The organism is Pseudoxanthomonas sp. CCNWLW251 (assembly GCF_037402255.1).
In the GTDB taxonomy this organism is placed as follows: Bacteria; Pseudomonadota; Gammaproteobacteria; order Xanthomonadales; family Xanthomonadaceae; genus Pseudoxanthomonas_A.
On sequence record NZ_JBBEGA010000007.1, the window covers coordinates 1 to 26,422 of the forward strand.

General features: G+C 64.8%; 16 protein-coding genes and 1 pseudogene. 12 read left to right on the forward strand and 5 right to left on the reverse strand.

The features are described 5' to 3' along the window. Positions 1 to 456: pseudogene (locus WBN46_RS18885) on the forward strand (xylose isomerase); the annotation flags it as partial. Between the two features lie 83 nt (positions 457 to 539). Continuing rightward, positions 540 to 1,970: a sugar porter family MFS transporter gene (locus tag WBN46_RS18890; protein ID WP_337732930.1), complete on the forward strand. Its 1,431-nt coding sequence runs from the start codon at positions 540 to 542 to the stop codon at positions 1,968 to 1,970. A gap of 75 nt (positions 1,971 to 2,045) precedes the next feature. On the opposite strand, the gene WBN46_RS18895 is transcribed toward WBN46_RS18890, so the two are convergent. After that, positions 2,046 to 3,113: a LacI family DNA-binding transcriptional regulator gene (locus WBN46_RS18895; RefSeq protein WP_337732931.1), complete on the reverse strand. Its 1,068-nt coding sequence runs from the start codon at positions 3,111 to 3,113 to the stop codon at positions 2,046 to 2,048. 173 nt (positions 3,114 to 3,286) lie between these two features. Here WBN46_RS18895 and WBN46_RS18900 point away from each other — a divergent pair, with 173 nt between their 5' ends. The 8 genes from WBN46_RS18900 (at position 3,287) to WBN46_RS18935 (ending at position 16,577) form a co-directional block, all read left to right on the forward strand. Next, positions 3,287 to 5,428, forward strand: a complete 2,142-nt coding sequence (locus WBN46_RS18900; protein ID WP_337732941.1) for an alpha-glucuronidase family glycosyl hydrolase — start codon at positions 3,287 to 3,289, stop codon at positions 5,426 to 5,428. 38 nt (positions 5,429 to 5,466) lie between these two features. After that, positions 5,467 to 7,407 carry a sialate O-acetylesterase gene (locus tag WBN46_RS18905; RefSeq protein WP_337732942.1) on the forward strand — a complete coding sequence of 647 codons (1,941 nt, stop codon included), beginning with the start codon at positions 5,467 to 5,469 and terminating at the stop codon, positions 7,405 to 7,407. An 83-nt stretch (positions 7,408 to 7,490) separates the two neighbouring features. Then, the gene (locus WBN46_RS18910; RefSeq protein WP_337732943.1) at positions 7,491 to 9,167 is read left to right on the forward strand and encodes a glycoside hydrolase family 43 protein; all 1,677 of its coding nucleotides are present in this window, start codon (positions 7,491 to 7,493) and stop codon (positions 9,165 to 9,167) included. An 80-nt stretch (positions 9,168 to 9,247) separates the two neighbouring features. Further along, positions 9,248 to 11,869 carry a glycoside hydrolase family 3 C-terminal domain-containing protein gene (locus WBN46_RS18915; protein ID WP_337732944.1) on the forward strand — a complete coding sequence of 874 codons (2,622 nt, stop codon included), beginning with the start codon at positions 9,248 to 9,250 and terminating at the stop codon, positions 11,867 to 11,869. A 66-nt stretch (positions 11,870 to 11,935) separates the two neighbouring features. Beyond that, a complete protein-coding gene (locus WBN46_RS18920; RefSeq protein ID WP_337732932.1) occupies positions 11,936 to 13,420 on the forward strand; it encodes an MFS transporter in 1,485 nt (494 codons plus the stop codon). A gap of 47 nt (positions 13,421 to 13,467) precedes the next feature. Further along, complete coding sequence (locus WBN46_RS18925) at positions 13,468 to 14,475, forward strand: glycoside hydrolase family 43 protein (protein ID WP_337732945.1); 1,008 nt, start codon at positions 13,468 to 13,470, stop codon at positions 14,473 to 14,475. After that, a complete protein-coding gene (locus tag WBN46_RS18930; RefSeq protein ID WP_337732933.1) occupies positions 14,465 to 15,319 on the forward strand; it encodes an aldose epimerase in 855 nt (284 codons plus the stop codon). Before WBN46_RS18925 ends, WBN46_RS18930 begins: the two co-directional genes overlap by 11 nt. Positions 15,320 to 15,563: 244 nt before the next feature. Continuing rightward, positions 15,564 to 16,577 (forward strand): glycoside hydrolase family 43 protein, encoded by a 1,014-nt coding sequence (locus WBN46_RS18935; RefSeq protein ID WP_337732934.1) that lies wholly within the window; start codon positions 15,564 to 15,566, stop codon positions 16,575 to 16,577. A 111-nt stretch (positions 16,578 to 16,688) separates the two neighbouring features. On the opposite strand, the gene WBN46_RS18940 is transcribed toward WBN46_RS18935, so the two are convergent. The 4 genes from WBN46_RS18940 to WBN46_RS18955 form a co-directional block, all read right to left on the reverse strand. Next, on the reverse strand, positions 16,689 to 19,568 hold the full coding sequence (locus WBN46_RS18940; RefSeq protein WP_337732935.1) for a TonB-dependent receptor: 2,880 nt from the start codon (positions 19,566 to 19,568) through the stop codon (positions 16,689 to 16,691). Between the two features lie 22 nt (positions 19,569 to 19,590). Next, entirely contained in the window at positions 19,591 to 20,586 is a 996-nt protein-coding gene (locus tag WBN46_RS18945) for a FecR family protein (RefSeq protein ID WP_337732936.1), read from the reverse strand. After that, complete coding sequence (locus WBN46_RS18950) at positions 20,583 to 21,143, reverse strand: RNA polymerase sigma factor (protein WP_337732937.1); 561 nt, start codon at positions 21,141 to 21,143, stop codon at positions 20,583 to 20,585. The genes WBN46_RS18945 and WBN46_RS18950 overlap by 4 nt, the downstream gene beginning before the upstream one ends. Before the next feature lie 372 nt (positions 21,144 to 21,515). Further along, a complete protein-coding gene (locus tag WBN46_RS18955; protein WP_337732938.1) occupies positions 21,516 to 21,962 on the reverse strand; it encodes an IS3 family transposase in 447 nt (148 codons plus the stop codon). Between the two features lie 408 nt (positions 21,963 to 22,370). Here WBN46_RS18955 and WBN46_RS18960 point away from each other — a divergent pair, with 408 nt between their 5' ends. Beyond that, the gene (locus WBN46_RS18960; protein WP_337732939.1) at positions 22,371 to 22,592 is read left to right on the forward strand and encodes a helix-turn-helix transcriptional regulator; all 222 of its coding nucleotides are present in this window, start codon (positions 22,371 to 22,373) and stop codon (positions 22,590 to 22,592) included. A gap of 1,015 nt (positions 22,593 to 23,607) precedes the next feature. After that, the coding region (locus WBN46_RS18965; protein ID WP_337732940.1) for an isopeptide-forming domain-containing fimbrial protein at positions 23,608 to 26,422 on the forward strand (2,815 nt) is incomplete at its 3' end.

A 26,422-nucleotide genomic window follows, 5' to 3' on the forward strand; every position in this document is an offset into this window, starting at 1 on the left:
AGCGACCACGGCCTGCTGGGCAGCATCGATGCCAACCGCGGCAATGCGCAGAACGGCTGGGATACCGACCAGTTCCCGACCGACCTGTACGACACCGTGGGCGCCATGCTTGTCGTGCTGCGCCAGGGCGGGCTGGAGGGTGGCCTGAATTTCGATGCCAAGGTGCGCCGCGAGTCGACCGACCTGGAAGACCTGTTCATCGCCCACATCGGCGGCATGGACGCGTTCGCGCGTGGCCTTGAAGTCGCCCACGCGCTGCTGACCGACTCGCCGTGGGAGCAGTGGCGCAAGGAACGCTATGCCAGCTTCGACAGCGGCAAGGGCAAGGACTTCGAGAACGGCACGCTGGGCCTGGCCGATCTGGCCGCGCTGGCGGCCGGGCAGGGCGAACCGAAGCAGATCAGCGGCAAGCAGGAGCGTTACGAGAACCTGCTCAACCAGTACCTGCTGCGCTGAGCGCGTGATGACGGCTTCCGCCCGCGGGGTTCGGGCGGAGGCATGGGCAGCAGATCGATTCGAAGCCTGGAGGGGCGCAACGAATGAACAGCACCACGCTTGAGGGTGGCAACATCGCCAGTGGTGAAAACACCCGTTTCATCATCCTGATCAGCTGCGTGGCCACCATCGGTGGCTTCCTGTTCGGCTTCGACAGTGGTGTGATCAACGGCACCGTGGACGGGTTGCAGGCGGCTTTCGACTCCGACTCGGTAGGCACGGGATTCAACGTCGCCTCGATGTTGCTGGGCTGCGCGGTCGGCGCCTTTTTCGCCGGCCGCCTCGCGGACATGTACGGCCGGCGCAACGTGCTGATCGTGGCCGCCATCTTCTTCATCGTCTCCGCATGGGGGTCGGGCATTGCCACCGGGTCCCTGGAGTTCGTGATCTATCGCGTGCTGGGTGGGTTCGCCGTGGGCGCCGCCAGCGTGATGTCGCCGGCGTACATCAGCGAAGTCTCCTCGGCGCGCTATCGCGGTCGATTGGCCACGGTGCAGCAGATCGCGATCATCGGCGGCCTCTTCGCCGCCTTCCTTAGCAACTATCTGCTCGCCAAGGTGGCGGGCGGATCGGTGAGCCCGTACTGGCTGGGGTATGAAGCCTGGCGCTGGATGTTCTGGGTCGAGATCCTCCCGGCGGGGTTGTTCCTGGTGGCGCTTCTGTTCATCCCGGAGAGCCCCCGCTATCTGGTGGTGAAGGGCAGACACGAGGAAGCCCTGGCGGTATTGCAGAAGCTTTATGGCAGCGACGAAGGACAGCGGAAGCTGGTGGAGATACAGGGCAGCCTGGCGTCGGACCACCATCGTCCACGCCTGTCCGATCTCATCAGCAAGGCGACGGGCAAGGTGCGTCCCATCGTGTGGGTGGGTATTGGCCTGGCCACGTTCCAGCAGCTGGTCGGTATCAACGTGGTGTTCTACTACGGCGCGGTGCTGTGGCAGGCCGTCGGCTTCTCGGAGAATGACGCGCTGCTGATCAACGTGCTGTCCGGTGCGTTGAGCATCGGTGCGTGCATCGTCACCGTGCTGTTGATCGACCGGATCGGTCGCAAACCGCTGCTCTGGATGGGCTCGGTTGGCATGGCGATGTCACTGGCCGCCGTGGTGGTGGCGTTCGCCAGTGGTTCGCTGGACGCAGCGGGCACGCTGCAGTTGTCAGGCAGCATGGGCGTGCTGGCGCTGGTCGCCGCGAACCTCTACGTAGTGTTCTTCAACATCTCCTGGGGCCCGGTGATGTGGGTGATGCTGGGCGAGATGTTCCCCAACCAGATCCGCGGTTCGGGACTGGCTGTCGCAGGCCTGTTCCAGTGGAGTGCGAACTTCCTGGTCACGATGACCTTCCCGATGCTTCTGGCCGGCATCGGGCTGGCGGCTACCTATGGCCTCTACACGCTGGCTGCCATCATTTCCGTCTTCTTCGTGCTCAGGTTCGTCCACGAGACGAAGGGCAGGGAACTCGAGCAGATGGAAGGCTAGGAAGGAATCATGCCTTTCCCGGCGAGCCACACCAGACGTCCGATCGCGCCATGCGCACGGCGGGCCCGTGGCGTTTCAGCGGCGTCTGACCTTGGGCGGAACCGAGACCGAATCGCGCACGACCAGGCGGTGTGCCGCCACGTGGTCGGCGAGCACGCGGGTCGTGCCTTCCTGGCGGCGGATGCTGCGCAGCAGGACGTCGATGGCATCGTTGGCCATCGACGCGATCGGCTGGTGGATCGTGGTGAGTTCCGGCCATACCGTCGTGGCGGCCGAGGTGTCATCGAATCCCACCACCGAAAGATCACGCGGCACATCCAGTCCGCGCCGGTGCGCCACCGAGATGACCGCGGCCGCCATGTCATCGTTGCTGGCGATGATGGCGCTGGGCATGCGGCGCAGCGAAAGCAGCTTTTCCGCGGCCTTCAGCCCCGCGCGATACGTATAGTCGCCGGGCTGCACCAGACCGGGTTCCAGCGCCAGTCCCGCTTCATGCAGGGCGGCCTGGAAGCCTTCGAAGCGGCGCGCACTGGCGCTGAGATCGGACCGTCCCTTGATGAATCCGATGTGGGTATGGCCGTGCTCGATGAGGTGCTCGGCCATCTCCTTGCCTGCGCGGAAGTCGTCGATGCGCACGCAGGAGATCTCATCGCTGAATCGTCCCGACGCGATGGCGACCACCGGGACGCCGGCGCGTACCAGCTCGCTCACCGCCGCGCGGGATTCGCACAGGGGCGGCGGCAGGATGACGCCATCGACGCGTTTGGCCAGTTCGCGCGCCGCCTTGCGCTCGGATTCGGCATCCAGGTCGTCCCAGTATTCGCTCACCAGCTGGATGGTCGTGCGCGAAGCCACACGCAACAGGCCAAGCAGCAGCTCGCGCAGGTATGCGCCGGTGGGATTGGTATAGATCAGTGCGATGCGGGTGTGCTGGGCGGCCGCCAGCGAGCTGGCCGCCAGGTTGGGCGTGTAGTCGAGCTTGCGGACGGCGCGCATGACCCGTTCGCGCGTCGCATCCTTGACCTTGGACTTGCCGTTGATCACGCGCGACACGGTCATCGGGGAAACGCCCGCGAGTGCGGCCACTTCGTCGATGGTGATGCCGCGGCTCTTGCGTCGCACGGCTCTTGTCGGCTTTTCCAAAACGCTTTCCTTTCAGGGGACGGAAGGCGGTCGACCCATGGCCGCTTCGCCCGGCAGCGGCCCACGCGGGGACGGTCATGAAATCCGCGCTCTGGCCCGCTTTCCTGTCGCGCCTCATGGTATCGCCAACCCGGCGGGGCGACGAGGGGCGCAGCTTCCTGCACAGCTTCCACATGCTGGTGCTGGGCGTTCTGATGTGCGTACAGGCAGCCGGCGCACGGGCGGAGGACGGTTACGACCTCTGGTTGCGCTACGCCCCCGCCGCACCCGCAGCGGCGGAGCACTACCGGTCACGCACCACGCAGCTGGTGATGCCGGTGCCGTCCGCCACGCTGGCCGCCGCGCATGCGGAGCTGCTGCGTGGCCTGGCAGGCCTGACCGGGCGTGCACCGGAGGCCGTGGCGGCGATCACGCGCGAGGGGGCGGTGGTGGCGGGCACGGCCGCTTCTTCTCCGGTCGTGGCCGGCCTGCGGCTCGACACCCGCCCGCTGGGAAATGAGGGCTACCTGATCCGCAGCGTGCGCGTGGCGGGGCATGCGGCCACGGTGATCACGGCCAACACGGATGTCGGCGTGCTCTACGGAAGCTTCCATTTCCTTCGCTTGCTGCAGACGGGGCAGGCGATCGATGCGCTGGACGTGCGCGAATCGCCGCGGGTGAAACTGCGCGTACTGAACCATTGGGACAATCTCGACGGGTACGTGGAGCGCGGCTACGCCGGTGCTTCGATCTGGGACTGGCATACGTTGCCGGACTACCTGGATCCGCGTTACACCGACTATGCCCGTGCCAACGCATCACTCGGCATCAACGGCACGGTGCTCAACAACGTCAACTCGCATGCACTGAGCCTGACGCCCATGTACCTGGACAAGACCCGGGCGCTGGCATCCGTGTTGCGTCCGTACGGCATCCGCGTCTACCTGAGCGCCCGCTTCAGCGCGCCGATGGAGATCGGGGGACTGCAGACGGCCGACCCGCTGGACCCGGCCGTGCGGCGTTGGTGGAAGGACAAGGCCGACGAGATCTACCGCGCGATTCCGGATTTCGGCGGCTTGCTGGTGAAGGCGAATTCCGAAGGCCAGCCGGGTCCGCAGGACTACGGAAGAACCCACGTCGATGGGGCGAACATGCTGGCGGAGGCGCTGGCACCGCACGGTGGCACGGTGATGTGGCGTGCGTTCGTCTACTCGCATGAGGAACCCGATGATCGCGCCAAGCAGGCGTATACGGAATTCGTGCCCTACGACGGCAAGTTCCGCGACAACGTCCTGGTCCAGGTGAAGAACGGCCCCGTCGATTTCCAGCCGCGCGAGCCGTTCCATCCGCTGCTCGGCGCCATGCCGCGTACGCCGCTGATGCTGGAACTGCAGATCACCAAGGAATACCTGGGCTTCGCCACCCATCTGGTCTACCTGGGGCCGATGTACGAAGAAGTACTCGCCGCGGATACGCATGCGCGCGGCGCGGGTTCCACGGTCAGGAAGGTCATCGACGGCACGCTCGAGGGACACGCGCTCACCGGCATGGCCGGCGTGGCGAACATCGGCGCGGACCGCAACTGGAGCGGGTCGCACTTCGACCAGGCCAACTGGTACGTGTACGGCCGGCTTGCCTGGAATCCGTCTCTGACCGCGCGGGGCATCGCCGACGAGTGGGTACGCATGACCTTCGCCGACGACGATCGCCTGGTGGCACCCGTCGTGGAGATGATGATGGGGTCGCGCCAGGCCGCCGTGGACTACATGACGCCGCTGGGCCTGCACCACCTGATGGGGCGCGGTCATCACTACGGTCCGGGGCCGTGGGTGCAGGGCGGTCCGCGCGCCGACTGGACATCGGTGTACTACCACCGGGCCGACCAGGACGGCATCGGCTTCGACCGTTCCGCAACGGGGAGCAACGCGGTGGCGCAGTATTTCCCGCCGGTGGCGCGCCAGTTCGGCGATGTCGCACGCGTGCCGGAGGAATTCCTCCTGTGGTTCCACCACGTGCCCTGGGATCATCCGATGGCGTCGGGCCGGCCGTTGTGGGACGAACTGGTGATGCGCTACGCCCGCGGCGTGGACTACGTGCGCGGCATGCGGTCCACGTGGGACCGAGTGGCGTCGCATGTCGATGCGCCGCGGCACGCGCAGGTGGCGGCCTTCCTGGGCATCCAGGAAAAGGAAGCGCAGTGGTGGCGTGACGCCAGCATCGCGTACTTCCAGACATTCGCGCGCCGCCCGCTGCCGGAGGGCCAGGCGCCGCCGCCGCACCCGTTGGCGTATTACGAAGCGCTGCAGTTCCCGTATGCCCCGGGGGACGGCCGATGAAGGCACCCTGCATGACCGGGTTTGTACTGGCAGTCGCCATGCTGGTGATGGGTGCACCCGTCGCCCATGCCGGGGAATCCGAAGGCGGACTGCTGCATGCGCTGTTCCAGGACCACATGGTGCTGCAGCGCGACGCGGCCATCCGCGTCTGGGGCCACGCCCGGCCGGCTGAAGACGTCAGCGTGATGCTGGACGGCACGAAAGCGCGTGCGCGTGCTGCGGCCGATGGCACATGGGAAGCGGCACTGCCGGCACGCGCCGCCGGCGGACCCTACGATCTGGTGGTGGAAGCCGGCGCAGGCGTGCGGACGGTGCGCGACGTGTACGTGGGCGACGTCTGGCTTTGCACGGGGCAGTCGAACATGGAGTTGCCGGTCTGGCGGGCGCTGGATGCGAGTTCGGAAATCGCATCCGCGGCGCATCCACGGATCCGGCTGTTCACGGTGCCGCAGGCAGGTGCTGTCACGCCGCAGTCCCGCTTCCAGGGCAATCCCCGCTGGCAGGTGGCGTCGCCGGATTCGGTGCGGGATTTCTCCGCCGCCTGTTTCTACTTCGCGCGGGAACTTCAGAAGACGGTCGACGTGCCGATGGGCCTGATCCAGGCGGCCTGGGGCGGCTCGCGGATCGAAGCCTGGACCAGCGCCACCGCACTGCGTGCCGGTGGGGAAAGCGGTGAAGCGCTTGACGTGCTTGCGCTTTACGCCACGGACACGCCTGCCGCGCTCGCGCGATGGGGACGTCACTGGGAGCGCTGGTGGACCACGCGCGAAGGTGCCACGGGCGACGCCCCCTGGCGTGCGGATGTGCGCGACACCGGCTGGCGCACGGCGCCCGCAACGCTGGGCGCATGGGAGCGCTGGGGCGTGCCCGCGCTCGAGGACTACAACGGCATGGTGTGGTATCGCACGCAGGTAGTGTTGACTGCGGCGCAGGCGGCACGTGGCGCAACGCTGGAACTCGGGCCCGCGGACGAGACCGACATGACCTGGGTGAACGGTACCGCCGTGGGCAGCCGCTACGGCGCCGGTGAGCCGCGTCGCTACCCGCTGCCGTCCGGACTGTTGAAGGCGGGCATCAACACGGTGGTGGTCAATGTAATGGACACTTATCGCGACGGCGGGTTGGCCGGCCCGGCCAGTGCGCACGCGCTGGCCTTCGACGATGGCTCGCGCGTGGTGCTGGACAGTCGCTGGCGCTACCGGCCCGAGCCCGGTGCCGACGAGCCGCCGCGTGCGCCCTGGCAGGCGGCGGCTGGCCTGTCGACGTTGTACAACGGGATGATCGCCCCGCTCGGGCATGCCGGCCTGCGCGGCATGCTCTGGTACCAGGGCGAATCCAACACCGGCGAAGGCGCTGCCTATGCCGCGCGGCTGCGTGTGCTGCGCGAGGACTGGCGTCAGCGTTTCGGCGCACAGGTGCCGTGGCTGGTGGTGCAGCTGGCCCGCTATGGCATGCCGCCGTCGGCGCCGGTGGAAAGCGGCTGGGCGCAGGTGCGCGAGGCGCAGCGGCGTGTCGTCGCGGAAGATCCGCACTCCGGGCTGGTGGTCGCCATCGACATCGGTGACGCCTACGACATCCATCCGCCGAACAAGCAGGAACTCGGTCGCCGCCTCGCACGCGTGGCGCGCCACACCATCTACGGCGAGCGTGCGCTGCCACCGACCGGCCCGACGGCACGCAACGCAGCGCGCACGACGGACGGCGTGAGGGTGGCGTTCGACGATGTCACCGGCGCCCTGCTGACGACCGGCGCGAACGGCCCCATCGGCTTCGAGCTTTGCGATGCAGCGAAGCGCTGCGACTACGCGGATGCGGCCCTCGATGGGCGATACGTCGTGCTGCGTGGCCCGCGCGCCGCCAATGCCATGTACGTGCGCTACTGCTGGGCGGATGGCCCGGTATGCACGCTTCGCGATACCGCCGGGTTGCCGGCGGGTCCCTTCGAACTTCCCCTCCCTGCCGTCGAGGTGCCCCGATGAAGCTGTTCTCCCTGCGTCGCCACCAGGGCGACCGCCGACACGCCGATGGGCGGGGTGCAACCCGCAACGCCGCGCGAGCCGTCATGGCCGCCGCGCTGCTGTTGCTGACGGCCACCGGCAACGCCCAGTCGAAGGAGTCGCCACCGGTCTACTTCGACTGGTTCGAATACACCGGTCGCGACGTGGCATTCGAACCGCCGTTGCCGTCCGGCCACTACCGCAATCCCATCCTGGCCGGTTTCCATGCCGACCCCAGCATCGTCAGCGCGAACGGCAAGTTCTACCTGGTCAATTCCAGCTTCACCTTCTTCCCGGGCATCCCGGTGTTCGAGAGCACGGACCTGGTGCACTGGAAGCAGATCGGCAACGTCATCGACCGGCCCTCGCAGCTGGACTTCGACGGCCTGAGCGTGTCGCGGGGCATCTTCGCGCCCGCCATCGAATTCCACGACGGCATGTTCTACCTGGTGACCACGGCCACGGACAGCGGTGGCAACTTCATCGCCACCGCCCGTGATCCGGCGGGCCCGTGGTCGGACCCGCACTGGCTGCCGACCATCGGGGGCATCGACCCGTCGCTGTTCTTCGACACCGATGGCAAGGTCTACCTGCTCAACAACGACGAGCCGCCCGGACCGGCGCGTTATGACGGCCACCGCGCCATCTGGATGCAGCAGATCGACATCACCCACTTCCAGCCCATCGGCCCGCGCAAGGTGCTGATCGATGGCGGCGTGGAACCCGAGAAGAATCCGATCTGGATCGAAGGGCCGCACATCTACAAGCGCGACGGCTGGTACTACCTGTCCGATGCCGAAGGCGGCACGGGACCGCAGCATTCGCAGGTGGTGCTGCGCAGCCGCGATGTCTGGGGACCGTACGCGCCGTATGAAGGCAATCCGATCCTGACCCAGCGCGACCTGCCGGCGGATAGGCGCCTGCCGATCACCAATGCCGGCCACGCCGATCTGGTCGAAGGCCCGGACGGGACGTGGTGGGCGGTGTTCCTGGCCAGCCGCAACTACCAGCAGCGCCACTACAACACCGGGCGCGAGACCTATCTGCTGCCGGTGCAGTGGCGCGATGGCTGGCCGGTGATCCTGCCGGCGGGGCAGACCATCCCCTACATCGCAGCCGCGCCTGCATGGATGCGCGGGGAGGCCACGCAGGCGTGGTTCACCGGCAACTTCGTGCATCGCGACGAATTCGACGGCACCACGCTGCGGCCCGAGTGGCTGCGCGTGCGCGTACCCAAGCAGGCGTGGGCCGACCTGGCCGCGCGCCCCGGCGCGCTCGCCGTGCATCCGCTGCCGGAAGGACTGGAGACGCTGCGCAATCCGGCGTTCCTCGGCCGCCGCCAGCAGCACCTGCGCTTCGAGGCCAGCACGGCGATGACGCGGCCCGCGCCCGGTATCGCGGCCGGCCTGGCCGCCTTCCAGAGCGAGGCGTACTGGTATTTCCTCGGCGTGCGGCCCGCGGGCGATGGGCGCATGGCCATCTTCCTTGAAGGCCGTGACGGTGGCGGCATCACGCGCACACTCGCCACGCGCGAGGTCGAGGGCAGCAACACGCTGCGGCTGAAGATCGAAGGCGATGAAGGTGCCTACGGCTTCGCGTTCGACACCGGCGATGGCCGGGGCTGGCAATCGCTGGCGCGCGATGTCGATGGCACCGTGTTGAGCACCGATCGCGCCGGCGGTTTCGTCGGCACGCTGCTGGGCCCATATGCACGCGATGAACGTCCCTTGAGGAGCGAATGATGAAGACCGTGAGCCGTCCCCTTCCTGCCTACCGGCGTGCCCGCCCCGGCCTGCGTGCGCTGGCGCTGTGTGTCTTCGCGCTGGTGGCGCGGCCCGGATGGGCGGCGGACGCAAAGCCCTGGCTCGATACGTCGAAGAGCTTCGAGGCACGCGCGGCCGCGCTGGTCGGGCAGATGACGCTGGAAGAAAAAGCGGCGCAGATGCAGAACGCCGCGCCTGCCATCGAGCGCCTGGGCGTGCCTGCCTACGACTGGTGGAACGAAGCGCTGCACGGCGTGGCGCGCGCGGGCCAGGCGACGGTGTTCCCGCAGGCCATCGGCCTGGCCGCGACGTTCGACGTGCCGCTGATGGGCGAAGTCGCCACCACCATCAGCGACGAGGCGCGCGCCAAGCATCACCAGTTCGTGCGCGACGGCTCGCATGGCCGCTATCAAGGACTCACCTTCTGGTCGCCGAACATCAACATCTTCCGCGACCCGCGCTGGGGTCGCGGCCAGGAAACCTACGGCGAGGATCCGTACCTGACCGCGCGCATGGGGGTGGCGTTCGTACGCGGCCTGCAGGGCGACGACCCGACCTATCGCAAGCTGGATGCCACCGCCAAGCACTTCGCCGTGCACAGTGGTCCCGAGGCCGACCGCCATCACTTCGATGCGCGCCCGAGCCAGCGCGATCTGTACGACACCTACCTGCCTGCCTTCGAGACACTGGTGAAGGAAGGCGACGTGGACGCGGTGATGGGCGCCTACAACCGCGTCTACGGCGAATCGGCCAGCGCCAGCCGTTTCCTGCTGCGCGACATCCTGCGTCGCGACTGGGGCTTCAAGGGGTACGTGGTATCCGACTGCTGGGCGATCGTGGACATCTGGAAGAACCACAAGATCGTCGCCACCCGCGAGGAAGCCGCGGCGCTGGCCGTCAAGAACGGCACCGAACTGGAGTGCGGCGAGGAATACGCCACGCTGCCCGCCGCGGTGCGCCAGGGACTGATCAGCGAAGCCGAGATCGACGATGCGGTGACGCGGCTGTTCGCGGCGCGGATGCGACTGGGCATGTTCGACCCGCCGGAACGCGTGCGCTGGGCGCGCATTCCTTACTCGACCAACCAGGCCCCGGCGCATGATGCGCTGGCGCTGAAAGCGGCACAGGCGTCGCTGGTGCTGCTGAAGAACGACGGCACCCTGCCACTGCCCCGCACGCTGAAACGCATCGCGGTGATCGGCCCGACCGCCGACGACACCATGGCGCTGCTCGGCAACTACTACGGTACGCCGGCCGCACCCGTGACCGTGCTGCAGGGCATCCGTGACGCGGCAAAAGGCATCGAGGTGACGTACGCGCGCGGCGTGGACCTGGTGGAAGGCCGCGACGATCCCGCGGCCACCCCGCTGATCGAAGCCGCCTTCCTGCGGCCGTCGGCCGGCTCCCCGGAGCGCGGCCTGCGCGGCGAATACTTCCGCACGCCGGATCTCTCCGGCACGCCGGCACTGGTGCGCACCGATGCGCAGATCGGCTTCCGGTGGGATCGCGGTTCGCCGACCGACAACCTGCTGGCGCGCGGCGAGGCGGCGCCGGGGCAGGGCATTCCGAACGATGGGTTCAGCATCCGCTGGAGTGGCCAGCTGTTGCCGCCGGTGTCCGGCCGCTACCGGATCGAGGCGGCCGCGGACGATGGCTACCGCCTGTACGTGGACGGCAAGCGCGTGCTCGACCACTGGACGAACAGCGATCGCCTGCGCAGCGACGGCGTGGAACTGGAACTGGAGGCCGGCCGAGCCTACGACCTGCGCCTGGAGTATTACGACGCCGAGCGCGATGCGGGCGTGCGCCTGGCCTGGCGCATGCCGGGTGCGAAGCCGCCGTTCGAGGAAGCGCTGGACGTGGCACGCAAGGCGGACGTGGTGGTGTTCGTCGGTGGCCTGACCGGCGACGTGGAAGGCGAAGAGATGACGGTCAACTATCCCGGGTTCGCCGGGGGCGACCGTACCGACATGCGCCTGCCGTCGCCACAACGCGCATTGCTGGAAGCGCTGCATGCCACCGGCAAGCCGGTGGTGCTGGTGCTGACCGGCGGCTCCGCGCTCGCCGTGGACTGGCCGCAGGCGAACCTGCCCGCGATCCTGATGAGCTGGTATCCCGGGCAGCGTGGCGGAACCGCCGTGGCGGACGCGCTGTTCGGCGACACGAACCCCGCAGGCCGCCTGCCGGTGACGTTCTACAAGGCGGACGAAACCATGCCCGCGTTCGACGATTATGCGATGGAGGGCCGGACGTACCGGTACTTCCGCGGCACGCCGCTGTACCCGTTCGGCCATGGCCTGTCCTACACGCGGTTCGACTACAGCGACCTGCAGCTGGACAAGCGTGTCGTGGCGCCTGATGGGAGCATGACCGTGCAGGTACAGGTGGCCAACACCGGCACCCGTGCCGGCGAGGAGGTCGTGCAGCTGTACGTGCGTCCATTGCAGAACACGCCGGGCGGCGCGCAGCAGGAACTGCGCGGTTTCCAGCGCATCCACCTGAAGCCGGGCGAGCGGCGCACGGTGTCGTTTGTGCTTGCAGCCGATGCCGCACTGCGGCGCTACGACGAAGCCAGCAAGGCCTACGCCGTGGCACCGGGGCGTTACGAGGTGCGGGCGGGTGCGTCCAGCGTCGACCTGCGCGTCAGCGACCAGTTCGACGTGCAGGCGGCCGGCCGATGACATTCCTTTCCCATCGTGCCCGCGCAGCCGCACGCGCACGCCATCGCGCATTCCTGGAAGAACCGCATGTCCACGCTTGAACAACCGTTGTCGGTCCGGGAGAAACTCGGGTACAGCCTGGGTGATCTGGCGGCGAACCTGATCTTCCAGACGCTCATCACCTACCTGGCGTTTTTCTACACCGACGTCTACCAGCTGCCCCCGGCCACCGCGGCCACCATCATCTTCGTGGTGGGCCTGCTGGGGGCGTTCGTGTTCACGCCGATCATCGGCATCGCGGCCGACCGCACCCGCACCCGCTGGGGCAAGTTCCGTCCGTGGATCCTGTGGACGGCGGTCCCGTTCGGCATCCTGGCACTGCTCGCCTTCAGCACGCCGGATCTCGGCGAGCGCGGGAAGATCATCTATGCGCTGACGACCTACAGCCTGCTGGTACTGGTGTACGCGGCCAACAACCTGCCGTATTCCGCGCTGAGTGGCGTGCTGACCGGCAACATGGCCCAGCGCAACAGCCTGTCGGCGTACCGTTTCGTGGCGGTGATGGTGGCGCAGTTCGTCATCCAGGTACTGCTGCTGCCGCTGGTGCTGATCCTGGGCGACGGCGACAAGGTGAAGGGGTTCGAGAGCGTGATGACCCTGTTCGCGGTCGTCGGCACCGTGTTCTTCCTGATCACCTTCTTCACCACGCGCGAGCGCGTCGTTCCCATCGCCGCGCAATCCTCCGGCGTGATGCAGGACCTGGCGGACCTGGTACGCAACCGGCCGTGGCAGGTCATGCTGGCGCTCACCATCCTGGTGTTCATCAACCTGGCGCTGAAGGGCGGTACGTATGTCTATTACTTCCAGTATTACCTCAGCGGTCCGGCACTGGCGGCATTCCTGCAGGACATCGGGTTCAACGGCTTCATCGGCGCGCTCAACGCCACGCTGACCCGTGCAGGCCTGACGGAATTCCAGTGGCCCAAGGATGCGGCCACCTCGGCGTTCAGCCTGTTCAACGCCAGCGGCATCATCTGCATGATCCTGGGCATCGGGCTGTCGCGGCGGCTGGCCGACCGCTTCGGCAAGCGCGATGTGTTCGGCGGTGCACTGTTCGTATCCACGTTGTTCCTGCTGGCGTTCTACGTCTACCCGCCGACGGCGATTCCTGCCGTGTTCGTGTCCTTCATGCTGCACGGGTTCTGCTACGGCATCACCATTCCGCTGCTGTGGGCGATGATCGCCGACGTCGCCGATTACTCGGAGTGGAAGAACAACCGGCGCGCGACCGCCATCATCTTCTCCGCCATGCTGTGCGGCCTGAAGATCGGATTGAGCATCGGTGGCGCGCTGGTCGCCGGCATCCTGGCGCACTACGGCTACCAGGCGGGTATGGCCAGCCAGCCCGACGCGGTGGTCGATGGCATCCGGCTGACCGTCAGCGTCTATTGCTCGATTCCGTTCCTGGTCGCGGTGGCGCTGCTCTTCATCTACCAGATCGACAAGCGGATGGAGACACGCATCGAACACGACCTCGACCAGCGTCGCCGCGCAGCAGGCGCAGCCACGTGATCCACACCTTCCCGACCATGAACGACACCCCGATCCACGACGACACCATGGTGCGCGAGGGCGAGCTCGAGCAGCTGGCGGAACGCGCGATCTCCAAACCGCTGGTGACCCATATCTACACGGCCGATCCCTCCGCGCACGTGTTCGAGGGCCGTCTCTACATCTATCCCTCGCACGACATCGATGGCGGTGGTGCCTTCGACGACGAAGGAGGCCACTTCGGCATGGAGGACTACCACGTGCTGCGGATGGACGCGCCGGACGGCGAAGCCATCGACTGTGGCATGGCCTTGCACGTGCGCGATGTGCCGTGGGCCGACAAGCAGATGTGGGCGCCGGATGCCGCATGCCGCGATGGTCGCTACTACCTCTATTTTCCTGCCAAGGACGGCGGTGGTCTATTCCGTATCGGCGTGGCGGTTGCCGAGAGACCGGAAGGCCCGTTCACTGCCGAGCCGAAGCCAATCGAGGGCGCATACTCGATCGATCCTGCCGTCTTCGAGGACGATGACGGAACGCATTACCTGTACTTCGGCGGCATCTGGGGCGGCCAGCTGCAGAAGTACCGCGACAACCGCTACGACGTCGCGCACGAGGAGCCAGTGGGCGATGCGCCCGCACTGGGACCGCGCGTCGGCCGGTTGGACGCGGGCATGACCTCGCTCGCCGAAGCCGCGCGTGAGATCGTGATCCTGGACGAGCACGGGCAGCCGCTGCGCGCCGACGACCACGCGCGCCGGTTCTTCGAAGGTCCCTGGGTACACAAGTACGAAGGCCGGTACTACCTGTCGTACTCCACCGGCAACACGCACCTGCTGTGCTATGCCGTCAGCGACAGTCCGTATGGCCCGTTCACTTACGGCGGCGTGATCCTGAAGCCGGTCGTCGGCTGGACCACCCACCATTCCATCTGTGCCTTCGGTGGGCAGTGGTACCTGTTCTACCACGATGCGTTGATGTCGGGCGGCGTGACGCACCTGCGTTCCGCCAAGTGCACCATGCTGCACCACGAAGCGGATGGGCGCATCCGCACCATCGATCCCTATGGCGGCTGATCGGCTGTCGCCTTGCGACGATGCGCTCGCACCGATGCCGGCCGGTCCGTTGCGCTGGTTGCGCGCCGGTCGGCTGCAGGTCGCGCTGGCGCCGGACGCCGGCGGCCGCCTCGCGCAGATCCGTTTCGATGGAATGGACTGGCTGGTGGGACCGGACGACGGCTGGCCCGCGACCATCGCCTGGGGCTGCTATCCGATGGTGCCCTGGGCAGGACGTCTGCGCGGCGGACACTTCGATCTCGACGGCACGACCCATGCCGTGCCGGTGAACTTCGGTGGTCATGCGATCCATGGCACCGGATTCTCGCGGCCCTGGCAGATGGATGTCCTCGATGCGGACCGGGCGGAGCTGTCGCTCGTGCTTCCGGAAGACGACTACTGGCCCTTCGGTGGCACCGCGACGCAATCGGTGCGCCTGGAAGGCGATCGGCTGCTCCTGCAACTCGCTGTGCAGGCGGGGAAGCAGGCGATGCCCGCCGTGCTCGGTTGGCACCCGTGGTTCCGCAAACCCGATCGGCTCGTCTTCGAACCCGACGCCATGTATCCGCGCGACGCCGACGGTATCGCCACGCTGCCGCGCATACCACCCAGCCCAGGCCCGTGGGACGACTGTTTCGTGGCGGGCGGCGAGATCGCCCTGCATCGGGCCGACCAGGTGGTGCAGCTGCGGGCCGACACCGATCACTGGGTGGTGTACGACGGTGCCGCGCATGCGACCTGCGTCGAACCCCAGACCGGCCCACCCGATGCATTCACGCTTGCACCGCGCGTGTTGTCGCCCGGCCAGCGCCTGCACCTGGCATTCGAACTCGCCTGGCAGGCGGGCGAGGGGAGGGCGGCATGACGCCGCGCCTGCGGTGGCTTTCTCGCATCAATCCGTTTGCATGCGGTGCTGGCACCGATGTCGTCCGCCGTGTCGCGCTCGCGTCATTGACGTGGATGCTGGCCACGCCTGCTCACGCGCAGATCGCAAGCCGACGACGAGCACGGGCTGGTTCGATGCGTTCGCGAGTTGGATGGCGATGCACGGCTGGTTGGCGCGGGTCGGACAGGGACGTGAACCCCGGGGCAGAAGAGGAAACGACGCGATGATGTTCCGTTGCTTGGCATGTGTATCGATGTTGGCGGTCCTGTTGCAGCTGCCGTTGGCATCGTGGGCGACCGGGGAGGGGACGCATGCCGCCACGCCGCGGTCGAACCCGCTGATCCGCGACAAGTTCACCGCCGATCCGGCGCCGCTCGTGGTCGGCGACCGTCTCTATCTGTACGTCGGGCACGACCAGGCGCAGCGCGACGAGATGTTCAACATGCGCGAGTGGCTGGTCTATTCGACCACGGACATGGCGACATGGGTCGATCACGGACCGATCATGAAGGTGGCCGATTTCGCCTGGGCCAAAGCGGATGCGTGGGCGTCGCAGGCCATCGAGAAGGACGGCCGCTTCTGGTTCTACGCAGCCGTCGAACATGACGAGTCGCATCCAGGCAAGGCCATCGCCGTAGCGGTGGCCGACAGCCCGACGGGCCCCTTCGTCGATGCGAAGGGCGAAGCGCTGATCACCAACCAGATGACGCCCAAGGGCACGCACAGCTGGGAGGACATCGATCCGACGGTCTTCACCGACGACGACGGCACCACCTGGATCGCATGGGGCAACCGGCAGTGCTACATCGCACGACTCAAGCCGAACATGATCGAGCTCGATGGCCCGATCACCGAGATCACGCCACCCCATTTCGAAGAGGGCCCGTGGCTGCACAAACGTGGCGACCTCTATTACCTCACGTACGCCTCGCTGGATCGTGCCACGCACCGCGACGAGAAGGTGTCCTATGCCACCGCGGCATCGCTGGCTGGCCCGTGGATGTACCGTGGCGAACTGACGGGCTCCGGCAAGTACAGCTTCACGATCCATCCGGGCATCGCCGAGTTCAAAGGCCGCTGGTATCTGTTCCTGCACAACGCCGCACTCGCCATCGGCGACCAGAATGGCGCGATCGGTCGGCGCGCGGTCACGGTCGAGTATCTGCAGTACAACCCGGACGGAACCTTGAAGCCGGTACGGCAGACGGAGGCCGGGATATCGGTGGGGCCTCCATAGTAAGCGGCTACGGGGTGGGCGGATCTGGAGAATCGCAGGTCGCGGCCATCGAGGCCTTGGGCTGCACGCCCACTGGGGCGAATTGTGGCGTCAAGCTGGTGGCCGGCGATATCAGAACCGATATGTCGCGGCCAAGGAGAAGTAGCGCCCGTAAACGTCGTCGACCGCGATGTTGTAGCCGCCGGTGTAGAAACGATAATCCACGGGACGTCTATCAAGCAGATTGCTGACGCCAAGTGAGTATGACCAACCTCCCGGGCCTGTGTAGTGGGTATTGAGGCCCCAGAGTGTCGCGGCCGGATTCGTGCACTTATCAGAATCGCGATTCTCCTTGGGGCATGTCTCTCCGGCGGGATAGGCGTGCAAAGAGCCAAAATGGCGCATGGTCAACGCCGTAGTCCAGTGGCCATATCGCCATTGCACGTTGCCTAACAGGGTCAGCTTGGGTGTGTCATGGCCTGCATGATCGACGGCTTTGGGTTGGATGATGCTCGAAGCGGTATATCGACTGAGATAGTGTGCCGCCAAGTGGAAGCTGAACTCTCCCCATTCATCGTGCCGCAGCAGATAGTCCGATTCGAACTCCCATCCTCGTGTTTCGGACTTTCCGATATTGGCCAGGTAGCGGTTGGCGCGATAAAGTACGCCATTGGCATCGCGGATCAGACCTTCTGGGAAAAGAGATGGGTAGCGGAAAGCATCCGCGATGCCGAACTCGTCGGTGCGCGAAACTTGGTAGCGATCCAGACTGGCACTGAAGGCATGTGTCGGGGCCCACGCCACGCCGAGGGTCACGCTGCGTGAAAACTCCGCGCGCAGATGGGGATTGTCGCCCACGCCATACTCCACCCGGCATCGATCCGGGCCAACCCGTATGCAGGGCAATAGCTGCGGCGTGGCGCGCATGGTCGTGATGTCGGTAAATTCGTCAAACGGCACACGCACGTCGTTCAGGCCGGGCGCTCGATAGCCCTTGCCGAGACTGGCGCGCGCTAGAAACGACCGGCTCGGGGTCCACTTGAAGCCGAGTCGTGGAGACGTGTTGGACCGGAACCCGCGATGATGGTCGAGACGAACGGCAAAGTCAGCCTGTAGCGTCCGGTGCAGTGGCAAGTTAAGTTCGGTGAAGACAGCGGAATCGCGAGCATGAAGATTGTACGGCTCAATGCCATGCGAACCGAGAGCAAGACCGCCGTTGACTTGCAGTGGATCTGGAATGCTCCGCCGTCGAGCGGAGTGATGTGTCATTCCCACCACCACCTGTGCGGTCGTGCCAAAGGCGTCGAACAGCGGGCGATTCGATGTGGCTTCAAGCGTGTCGACTGAATAGTATCCGGCGGGATGGAGAGACCCGCGCATCGCGCTCATGACCTCCGTATTGTCCGACCCATCGATGCGGACACGATGGAGGTTTTCGTTGACCTTATCTTGCAGGAAAACATTGTTGATAGTGCTGCGAACCCGGCTCTCGCTGTGGGATAGTGCGGCGCTCCAGTTCCATCCGTGAGCAAAGCCCTCTAGGCCAATCGACAGATCATTGGTGATACTGGTGGTATGGTTTCGAGGAATCCCAAATTCATAGAAGGCGTAGTAGATATCCGAGTTTGGGATGGGAGAAGTTGCGTAGTCCGGATGGGACGGCTGTATGCTGAAAACGCCGAAAATAGGCGAGTACTGAAGTGTCTGTTCGCTCTGAGTGCGCAGGCCAGAAAAATACAGTGATAGTGAACTGCCCAGCTCCTGGTCCCACCGAACATACAAGGACTTGTTGTGCACTCCGGGCTGCAGGGTTCGATATCTTGCGGAGTCCAAGCGACAATGAGGAGAGTCTGGATCGTTCCCTGTCGCTTGGCATTGCGAAAGTGGAAGTAGGGGGACGCCCATTGGGGTCGCGAACCCAATAAATACGCGGTCGTCCGGCAATCCGAATCGGGAGCGATCGTTGGTATGCCATCTGCGGCGACCGCCTTCGAGCTCGTCTTGCGAAAGCAAGTTCGCCGCGAGCAACAGATTTCCACCTGATCGTGTCCGCGTTCCGAAGATCACGGAGGTTTGGCGGGCTTGGGCATCTGCCCGCTGGGAGACGCCAAGGCGTGATGAAATTTCGCCTCCCTCATAGTCCTTCTTCAGGATGATATTGATGGTGCCGGCCATTGCGTCTGCCCCATAAATCGCAGAGGCACCGCCGCGCAGAATCTCAATGCGATCGATGAAACTCAAAGGAATGCTATTCAGATCGACGAGTCCGCCGAGATCGCTGGATGCGAGTCCGAATGAGGACATGCGCTTGCCGTCCAGCAAATAAAGCGTTGCCCTCGGCCCTAGAGAATAGAGACTGGCGCCAGATGCAACTACCGTTGGATAGTATCTTCCTTCGCTGGCCACGGTGATGGGGTGATGGCTCACGAGGCCGGGGCGCTCGCTCAATAGATCGTAGAGCGTTTTCTGCCCACTACGCTCAATTTCGTCCGCCGTTATCAAGGTCACAGGGACGGACAATTCCAGAGAGGGTTGCGGAATGCGCGTACCGGTGACATCGACCGTGGCGAGTTCGGTCACGCTGGCCTCAACAGTCGCCTCCGTCTGGCTGACGGGAAGGTTCGCCTCGCGAACTTGATTCTTCGCGCTCCGCAGAAGGTAGGTGTTAGCGTTCACCGCGACCGCCGCCAGGCCGTGCTCCGCGAGCAGTCGGGCGAGCCCGAGGACAAGGGTGTGATCACCCCGCAAGCCGGTGCTGTACTTGCCGCGCACCAGCGTGGGCGAGTAAAGCAATTGGATATTCGATTGATTGGCAAAACTCTGCAGGGCTTCGTCCAGCGTGCCTGCACTGATCTCATAGCGGGATGACGCGGCAGAATTGACCGGTCCTGCGACGGCGCTTTGAACTGTAATAGCCAGGAACGTCAGAACGAACAGGCGCGCCAGGCTGAATTTGAGGGACTCACGATACACAGTCGTGACGCGGCGCTTGCCGCAGGGCCTGATCGGCATAGTCGACAGTGCTCCCCAGCACCTATTGTTTAGATGCGGACAACTCGATTTGATTTCCGTCGACGGATTTCGCCTCTAGACCCCAACCCTGGCGCAAGGTGGCCAGCAGCGCCGACTGGTCGCCTGCATTGAATACGCCGCTGATCCGGATCTCTCCCAACTCGCTCTGGGATAGAACCAGTTGGTTATGGGAGTATCGATTGAACTCGGCTATCAAATCCGCAAGGCGTTCTTCTTTGAATACCAGCCGCCCCTGCGTCCAGCTCTCCGCGACATTGCGTTCAATGCTTTTGGGGGATCCGAGCTTGCCATCTGCGTCATAGGCCAGTTGTTGCAATGGATGCAGCTCAATGGCGTGACGGGGGTGATTGCCTTTCGTATTCACGATGACACGCCCTTCCAGCAGGGCAACGACAGTACTCCCATCCTGCCGCTCCACTTGGAAAACGGTGCCCAACGCACGAATGCTACCGATCCCCGAGGTCACCACGAACGGCCGATTACCGTCGTGCGCGACGCTGGCTTGCACACGACCCCTTAATAGGATGATGCGGCGCTGCGAAGGTTCGTAAGCGACCTGAACCAGCGTGTTGGTATCCAGAACCAACGCGGACCCGTCCGGCAGATCGACATGGCGCTGTTTCCCTATCTCGGTCGCATACGGGGTGAGCGGGACGTTCCGGAAATCAGCAAGAAGCCAGAGCCCGCCGCCCACGGCCAACACCAGGGCGGCGGCCCAGGCCAGAGGACGATGCCAGGTTCGCTTGCGTCGCGTCGTCGGCATGCGGGCGGTCGGGCGACGTTCCGCGCTACGCAGGGCCGAATCTACCCCTAGTGCGCCGGCCAACTGGTGAATGCGTTCAACCTCGGCGTAGTCGAGCGCATTCTGGGAAGACACGGCCAGCCAGTCCTCGAAGGCGGCGTGGTCAGACGCGTCGCAATCGGGTGATAGCAAGCGCGCCAGCCAACCTTCAGCCGAATCGGGAAAGTTCTGGAGAGAAGGTGTCGCGGTGTTCATGGGAGCTGCCCGGGTACGCCCAGGGGGCGTGTTTGATTGGAGAGCAGCTTCCTTAGTGAGGAAAGTGCCCTCCCGATGTGCTTCTCGACCGCCTTGACGGAGATGCCGCAATGCCTGGAGATCTGGCTGTAACTCATCCCTTCGATACGGTTGAGTAGGTAGATCTCCCTACAGCGTTCCGGAAGGAGGTCGATGGCGGCTCGGACACGCGCAAGTTCTTCCCGGCTTTCCGCCCATTGTTCTGGTCGCGGCATCTCGTCCTGGATGTCATGCGCCTGGAGACCCATATCGGACAGGGATGTCTGACAAAGACCGGATTGCCGCCGCCGGGAATCGTGGAGCGCGTTGAGTGCAATCCGGTACAGCAGCGGCTTCAGGGCTTCGACCGGCAAATCGCGATAGCGTGTCAGTTTGTAGAGGCTTTCCTGCGCAATGTCCTGGGCATCGTCAAGCGAAATCCCGCGGCCGCGCAAAAAACTGATCAGCATCGGGCGGTGCTCGCCCAGAAATCGCTCGAAGAGCTGGTGGCTGATCCTCGCGTCTAAAGTGGCACTCATTTGCCCCGCCCGCAGAAGGAAGTCGCCTTTGTGACTGATTTTAACCAGCCTCCACAGCGATTTCACTAGCCGCAGGGGCTAGCAGCCGCTGCGGCTTCGAGCTTGGCGAGGGCGACGATCACCCAGCGATGATGGGTGAAGACGGCAGCCATAGCGTGTCCAAATGCCGTTCTCAAGCGAATCCGGATGTTGATGATGGCTTGCCGGATAGCAGCCCTCACGCCGCATTCACCCGTCTCCGGAAATCCGTTCCTTCTGCTGTGTTGGCTGGATGGACGGTAGGGAGGTGGGGGCTGTTCTGCGTTTCCAAGGAGAAAGGGATGTAGTCTGCCTCCAGCAGACGGTAAAGGTGTTCGGGCAGAATTGTGAGTATCAATCACAAATCGTGATGTCTGTCACCCATACCTCGTTGGGCTTCGACACCGTGAACTTGCGTTGCAGCAGGTTTGGGATCAAAGCATGCGGCTTGGCAACTGGGATATGACGTATGCGATAGCCGTGTAGTGCCTGGAGGCCGTTCTCGCGCATGAGTCGGACAACCCTGTGCTTGCTGCAGGTTTCGCCGCGTTCGCGCAGATCCAGAAATACCCTGGGGGCGCCATAGATCCCGTGACTGGCTGTGAATGACGCTCGGATGAGGCGTAGCAGACGCGCGTCCTCGTGGGCCCGGTCGGACACCGGATGATCGAGCCAAGCGTAGTAGCCTGCACGAGCAACGCCGAGCAGCCGACACATCATCTGAACGCTGAACTCATTCCGATGCGACTCAATGAACTGATAAGCCCGCCGCGTCAGGCTTGGACGCTTCTTTGAAGACATGGTGATTGCCTCCCGCTGATTGCATGGATGCTAGACCCTGTCCGCAAGATGCTGGTAACTCCAAAGTACACCTTCAGGGAGGGGGAGACGGTGCACCGGTCTGGGGATGGCATAACGAAGGCCAGGCCCTTTCTTTGCGGCCTCGATGCCGAGCGGAGCGCTCCTGCATGCTTGTTCGCCCCAGCCCGTGTCCGCACCAGACCATAGGCGGGATATGGGCGGCCAGGACCGTAATAAATGGCTCGTGGGCTCGATCTTCACCAGGCCACAGAGCTCATCGCCTTCTGTCTGTTCTGAAATGGTCGGCCATGCAATGGGCGTTCATCCATCTCGGTCGCTGAAGGAGGTAGGGAGGAAGCAGCGGGTCTGCGTTTAGCTAGTAGCGAAGTAGGCGAAGGCAGTGGAACCATGGACTTAGAGATACGCGTACGCGTCGCGCGTCAGCATGCGGGAATGACACAAAATCAGTTGGCAGAGCGGATCGGCGTGACGCGCGGCGCGGTAGCGAACTGGGAGATCACCAAGCGTCCCAAGCCTAGCGTAAGCAACCTCATTGAGATTGCGCTAGCAACGGGCGTCTCATTCGAGTGGCTGGCTACCGGCCGCGGCGAGATGGCGCTTCCTGAGTAGGGTGGATCCTCTGCTCTGGGCAACGAACTGTTCGTGTATGGCCAGGTAACCGTCGGCCGGTCGCTGCTTCGGCCTGGCGGCGTCCGGATGTGTGAATGATCCGGGTCCTATCCCTTCCCGTGTGCCCGCCTCGGGATCAGACGACATGCATCCACCCTGGAGTCCTTGGACGCTCCGGCAAAGAGCCTGCGGTCGCCCGGCCCGGCTGGTTTCCATGCCCCTCCTTGTCGCCGGTCGCCTGTGGTGGCGCAAGCGCCCGTGGAAGCTCGAGCATGCGCCGTGTAGTGCGCAACAGTCGCGAGCTTGTCAACGCGGGTCGAAAGGCGTCTTCGCTATGCCGTAGCGTTCCGAGGGGTACTCGTGCCGATGGTGCGGGAGATTCGCGACTACGCGCGTCTGGGGGTAGGGGGGTACGGCCGATTCCGCGTTACTGATCAGAAGGACTCCATTGGAGACAAGTCGTCAACGGAGGAGATGGTGCCGCGTAATGGTCCAAGCCGAGCGCGGACAATCTGCTTGCGGTGGCGGCCGCGACGGGGTTCGTTCGAGCGCTAGCGATCGGCCGGAAGGAATCTCGCGTCTGGAGTAAGAGGGGCGACTTCGCTGGTGATTATCGATCACAAAACGTGATGCAAGTCACAAAACTTCATCCGGCGCGGTTAGCATTTTCGAGTGGCAATGGCCTTTCCATGGGGAGGCCTTGCGTTCGGGCGTTCGGCTTTTTTGCGTGGCGATCGGAAGACGTGTCGCTGGCGTAAAGGGGGGCTGGTCGCCCAATCATTGGGGATAGTTCTGCGTGTTGCCTAACTCTAAGATCACGGCGCTGCTGCGCCGTATTTCGCGTGGCGTGGTTGTGGGCTGGTTTGTGTTCGCTGCAGCGTCAGCGAGCGCGCAAACCGTCAGCAATACGGCGACTGTCTCCCCTCCGGCGGGGACGTCCGATCCCACATGCAACGTCACAAGTCCGTCTTGCAACAGCGCCTCGGATACCGACACGGTTCTGTACGGGCTCGCCTTGGGCAAGCAGTGGTCGGCGGGAGTCACTGGCAGCACGGTTGCTTTGACCATTGGCGGCGCGGGTGTCGTCAATGCAGCGGCCGGCAGTTCCACTGCGCCCAGCACGACCGCTAACGCGAGCGCCAATGCTCCTGGCGGCACCTCGATCACGCTGACGGAAGTCTTCTCGGTTGGCAGCGTGGCCGATTACGCGGTCACGCTAAGCTGCAACGGCACCCCTGTGCCGGTCACTATCGATGCTGGCAACAACTCCGTAACGGCGGTCTTCGCCACGCCCGCCACGGGCAATGTCGCATGCTCGTACTCGAATAGCTTGGCGTCCTACAGTTTCTGCCCGGCACCGGCTGGTAGCGCCACTTCCAATGCGATCTACAGCGTCGGCGCTGGTGGCAACATTCGTCGTCTGGAAGTCGGTGCCGCCAGCGACGCGGTCGTCACCCAGCTGGCGCTTCCGGCGACTCTTACGACCGATCTCAATGCCTTGATGATCGACCAGTCCCGGGACCGCATGTTGGTGCATACCCCCGGGACCTTGTGGGCCTACGATGCTGCAAATGGCGGCTGGTATACGGCCACCACCACGGGCGTCAACGCGAATTACCCGCGCGGCGGCATTGATGCCAACGGTGTGGGCTATCTGATTGAAAGCTCGCCCACTCCGGGAGTCGTTCGGATCCAGGCCAATGCCACCGGCTTTGGCTACGCCGCCACGCCTTATGGCAACCTGACTTACGATATCGCGCCCACCAATTATGCGTCTGGCGACATTTCGTTCGACGCCAACGGCATCGGCTGGCTGGTAGCTGGCGCGGATATCTACAGGATCGATTTCAGCAGCGCCAATCCGATCGCCGTGCGTCAGGCGCGTCCGCTGATCAATGGCCAGCCCGTGAGTTGGAGCTGGGCTGGCATGGCGTTCGCCGAAAACGGGCGGATGTATCTGGGCCGAAACGACCAGGTAAACGCCTACTATGCCTACAATCCCAGCACCGGCACGCTGACGCAGGTGGCGAGCGGCGCGGTGGGCCAAGCGCGCGATATGGCTTCGTGCGCCTTCCCGCAGCAGACGGATCCCGATCTGTCCGTGGTCAAGACGCTGGCTCAGGTCAATGGCGTGAACTACGCCGGTGGCCCGGTCGCGGCGGGCGACACGCTGACCTACGCCATCACGATCAGCAACGCCGGCACCGCAGTCGGCACGATGTATCCGAATGGCGTGGTTGAATCCGTACCGGCCAACACCACGTATGTGGCCGCGGGTAATACTTTCAGCCAGGCATCCGGCGCCAACTGGACCATCGGCAGTGTCGTTAACGTGCCGGGCGGCGGCAGTGTCGTGCTGAACTTTGTGGTGCAGATCCTCGACCCGTTGCCTGCAGGCGTCACCAACGTTGCCAACAGTGTCGCTTTCCCGCCTGGCGGTCTGATCGATTGCAGTGAGGCTGGCAACGTCTGTTCGGTGACCACGCCCGTATCGGTGATCGACGCGGTGGACGACACGTCGCCATCGATCAGCGGCAGCACGGGCGGCACGACGCCGTCGGTGCTGGTCAACGACACGCTGAACAGTCAGCCGGTGGATCCGTCTGACGTGACGCTCACGCCGGGGACCAGCCCGAACCCGGGTCTGACGATGAATCCGGACGGCACCATCACGGTGGCGCCGGGCACGCCGGCGGGTACGTACACGTATCCGTACCAGATCTGCGAGGTGCTGAACCCGACCAACTGCGACAGCGCCAATGCCACGGTGGTGGTGGAGGTGCCGTCGCAGACGCTGGTCAAGGCGCTGACCGGTAATGCCGATGGTGATGCCAGCGGCACGGTGAGCGTGGGCGACGTGCTGACCTACACGGTCACGATGACCAACACGGGCAACACGCCCCTGGCCAACGTGGTGGTGAGCGATGCGCTGATCACCCCGAACAGCACCACCTGCGCCAGCGTGGCGCCGGGTGCGACCTGCCTGCTGGTGGGTACGTACACGGTGACCCAGGCCGACGCCGATGCGGGCAACATCCGCAACACGGCGGTGGTGACCAGTCCGGTCTGCCCGGTGGGCAGCACCGATCCGGCGTGCACGACGACGATCGACACCCCGGTCGAGAACCCGGTCGTGACCTACAGCAAGTCCGTCGTCCTGCCTTCGGGCCAGATCGAAGTTTCCATAGGCGATACGCTGGCCTATTCGGTCTCTGTTACCGTCGCAAATGCCCGTACGACGGAGCCGTTGACCCTGACCGACACCCTGGGCGCCGGCTTGGATCTGGGCACCGTCTCTGCAGGGGTGTTCTCCTGCAGTGGCATCAACCCGTTGGTCTGCACCCTGTCCGCGGGCACCGTGCCAGGTACCTACACGGTGACCTACACGGCCACAGTCAATGACCAGGCCACCGGCACGGTGGACAACGCGGTGGTCGGTACCGGCGACGATGCCCCGACCTGCGCAGGCGCCTGCACCACCGAGACCCCGGTAAGCGAGCCGTTGCCTTCGTTGGTGACATACACCAAGAGCGCAGCTCTGCCGTCAGGCCAGACCGAGGTCCGCGTGGGCGATACCGTCACCTATACGCTGACCACGACCGTGGCCAACGCGGCAACTACCGGTGATCTGGTGCTGACCGACACGCTGGGCACGGGCCTGACCTTCGGGTCGGTGACCAATGCCGGCGCGTACACCTGCAACAGCACCAACCCGCTGGTGTGCACGCTGCCGGTGGGCACGGTGCCGGGCATCTACACGGTGACCTATACCGCCACGGTGAATGCCGCGGCCTCGGGTACGGTGAACAATGCGGTGGTAGGCACCGGTG

Coding starts and splice junctions, on each gene's coding strand:
- WBN46_RS18890 (WP_337732930.1), top strand. CDS start 540: ATGAACAGCACCACGCTTGAGGGTGGCAACATCGCCAGTGGTGAAAAC.
- WBN46_RS18900 (WP_337732941.1), top strand. CDS start 3,287: ATGCTGGTGCTGGGCGTTCTGATGTGCGTACAGGCAGCCGGCGCACGG.
- WBN46_RS18905 (WP_337732942.1), top strand. CDS start 5,467: ATGCTGGTGATGGGTGCACCCGTCGCCCATGCCGGGGAATCCGAAGGC.
- WBN46_RS18910 (WP_337732943.1), top strand. CDS start 7,491: ATGGCCGCCGCGCTGCTGTTGCTGACGGCCACCGGCAACGCCCAGTCG.
- WBN46_RS18920 (WP_337732932.1), top strand. CDS start 11,936: ATGTCCACGCTTGAACAACCGTTGTCGGTCCGGGAGAAACTCGGGTAC.
- WBN46_RS18925 (WP_337732945.1), top strand. CDS start 13,468: ATGGTGCGCGAGGGCGAGCTCGAGCAGCTGGCGGAACGCGCGATCTCC.
- WBN46_RS18930 (WP_337732933.1), top strand. CDS start 14,465: ATGGCGGCTGATCGGCTGTCGCCTTGCGACGATGCGCTCGCACCGATG.
- WBN46_RS18935 (WP_337732934.1), top strand. CDS start 15,564: ATGATGTTCCGTTGCTTGGCATGTGTATCGATGTTGGCGGTCCTGTTG.
- WBN46_RS18940 (WP_337732935.1), bottom strand. CDS start 19,568: ATGCCGATCAGGCCCTGCGGCAAGCGCCGCGTCACGACTGTGTATCGT.
- WBN46_RS18945 (WP_337732936.1), bottom strand. CDS start 20,586: ATGAACACCGCGACACCTTCTCTCCAGAACTTTCCCGATTCGGCTGAA.
- WBN46_RS18950 (WP_337732937.1), bottom strand. CDS start 21,143: ATGAGTGCCACTTTAGACGCGAGGATCAGCCACCAGCTCTTCGAGCGA.
- WBN46_RS18955 (WP_337732938.1), bottom strand. CDS start 21,962: ATGTCTTCAAAGAAGCGTCCAAGCCTGACGCGGCGGGCTTATCAGTTC.
- WBN46_RS18960 (WP_337732939.1), top strand. CDS start 22,371: ATGGACTTAGAGATACGCGTACGCGTCGCGCGTCAGCATGCGGGAATG.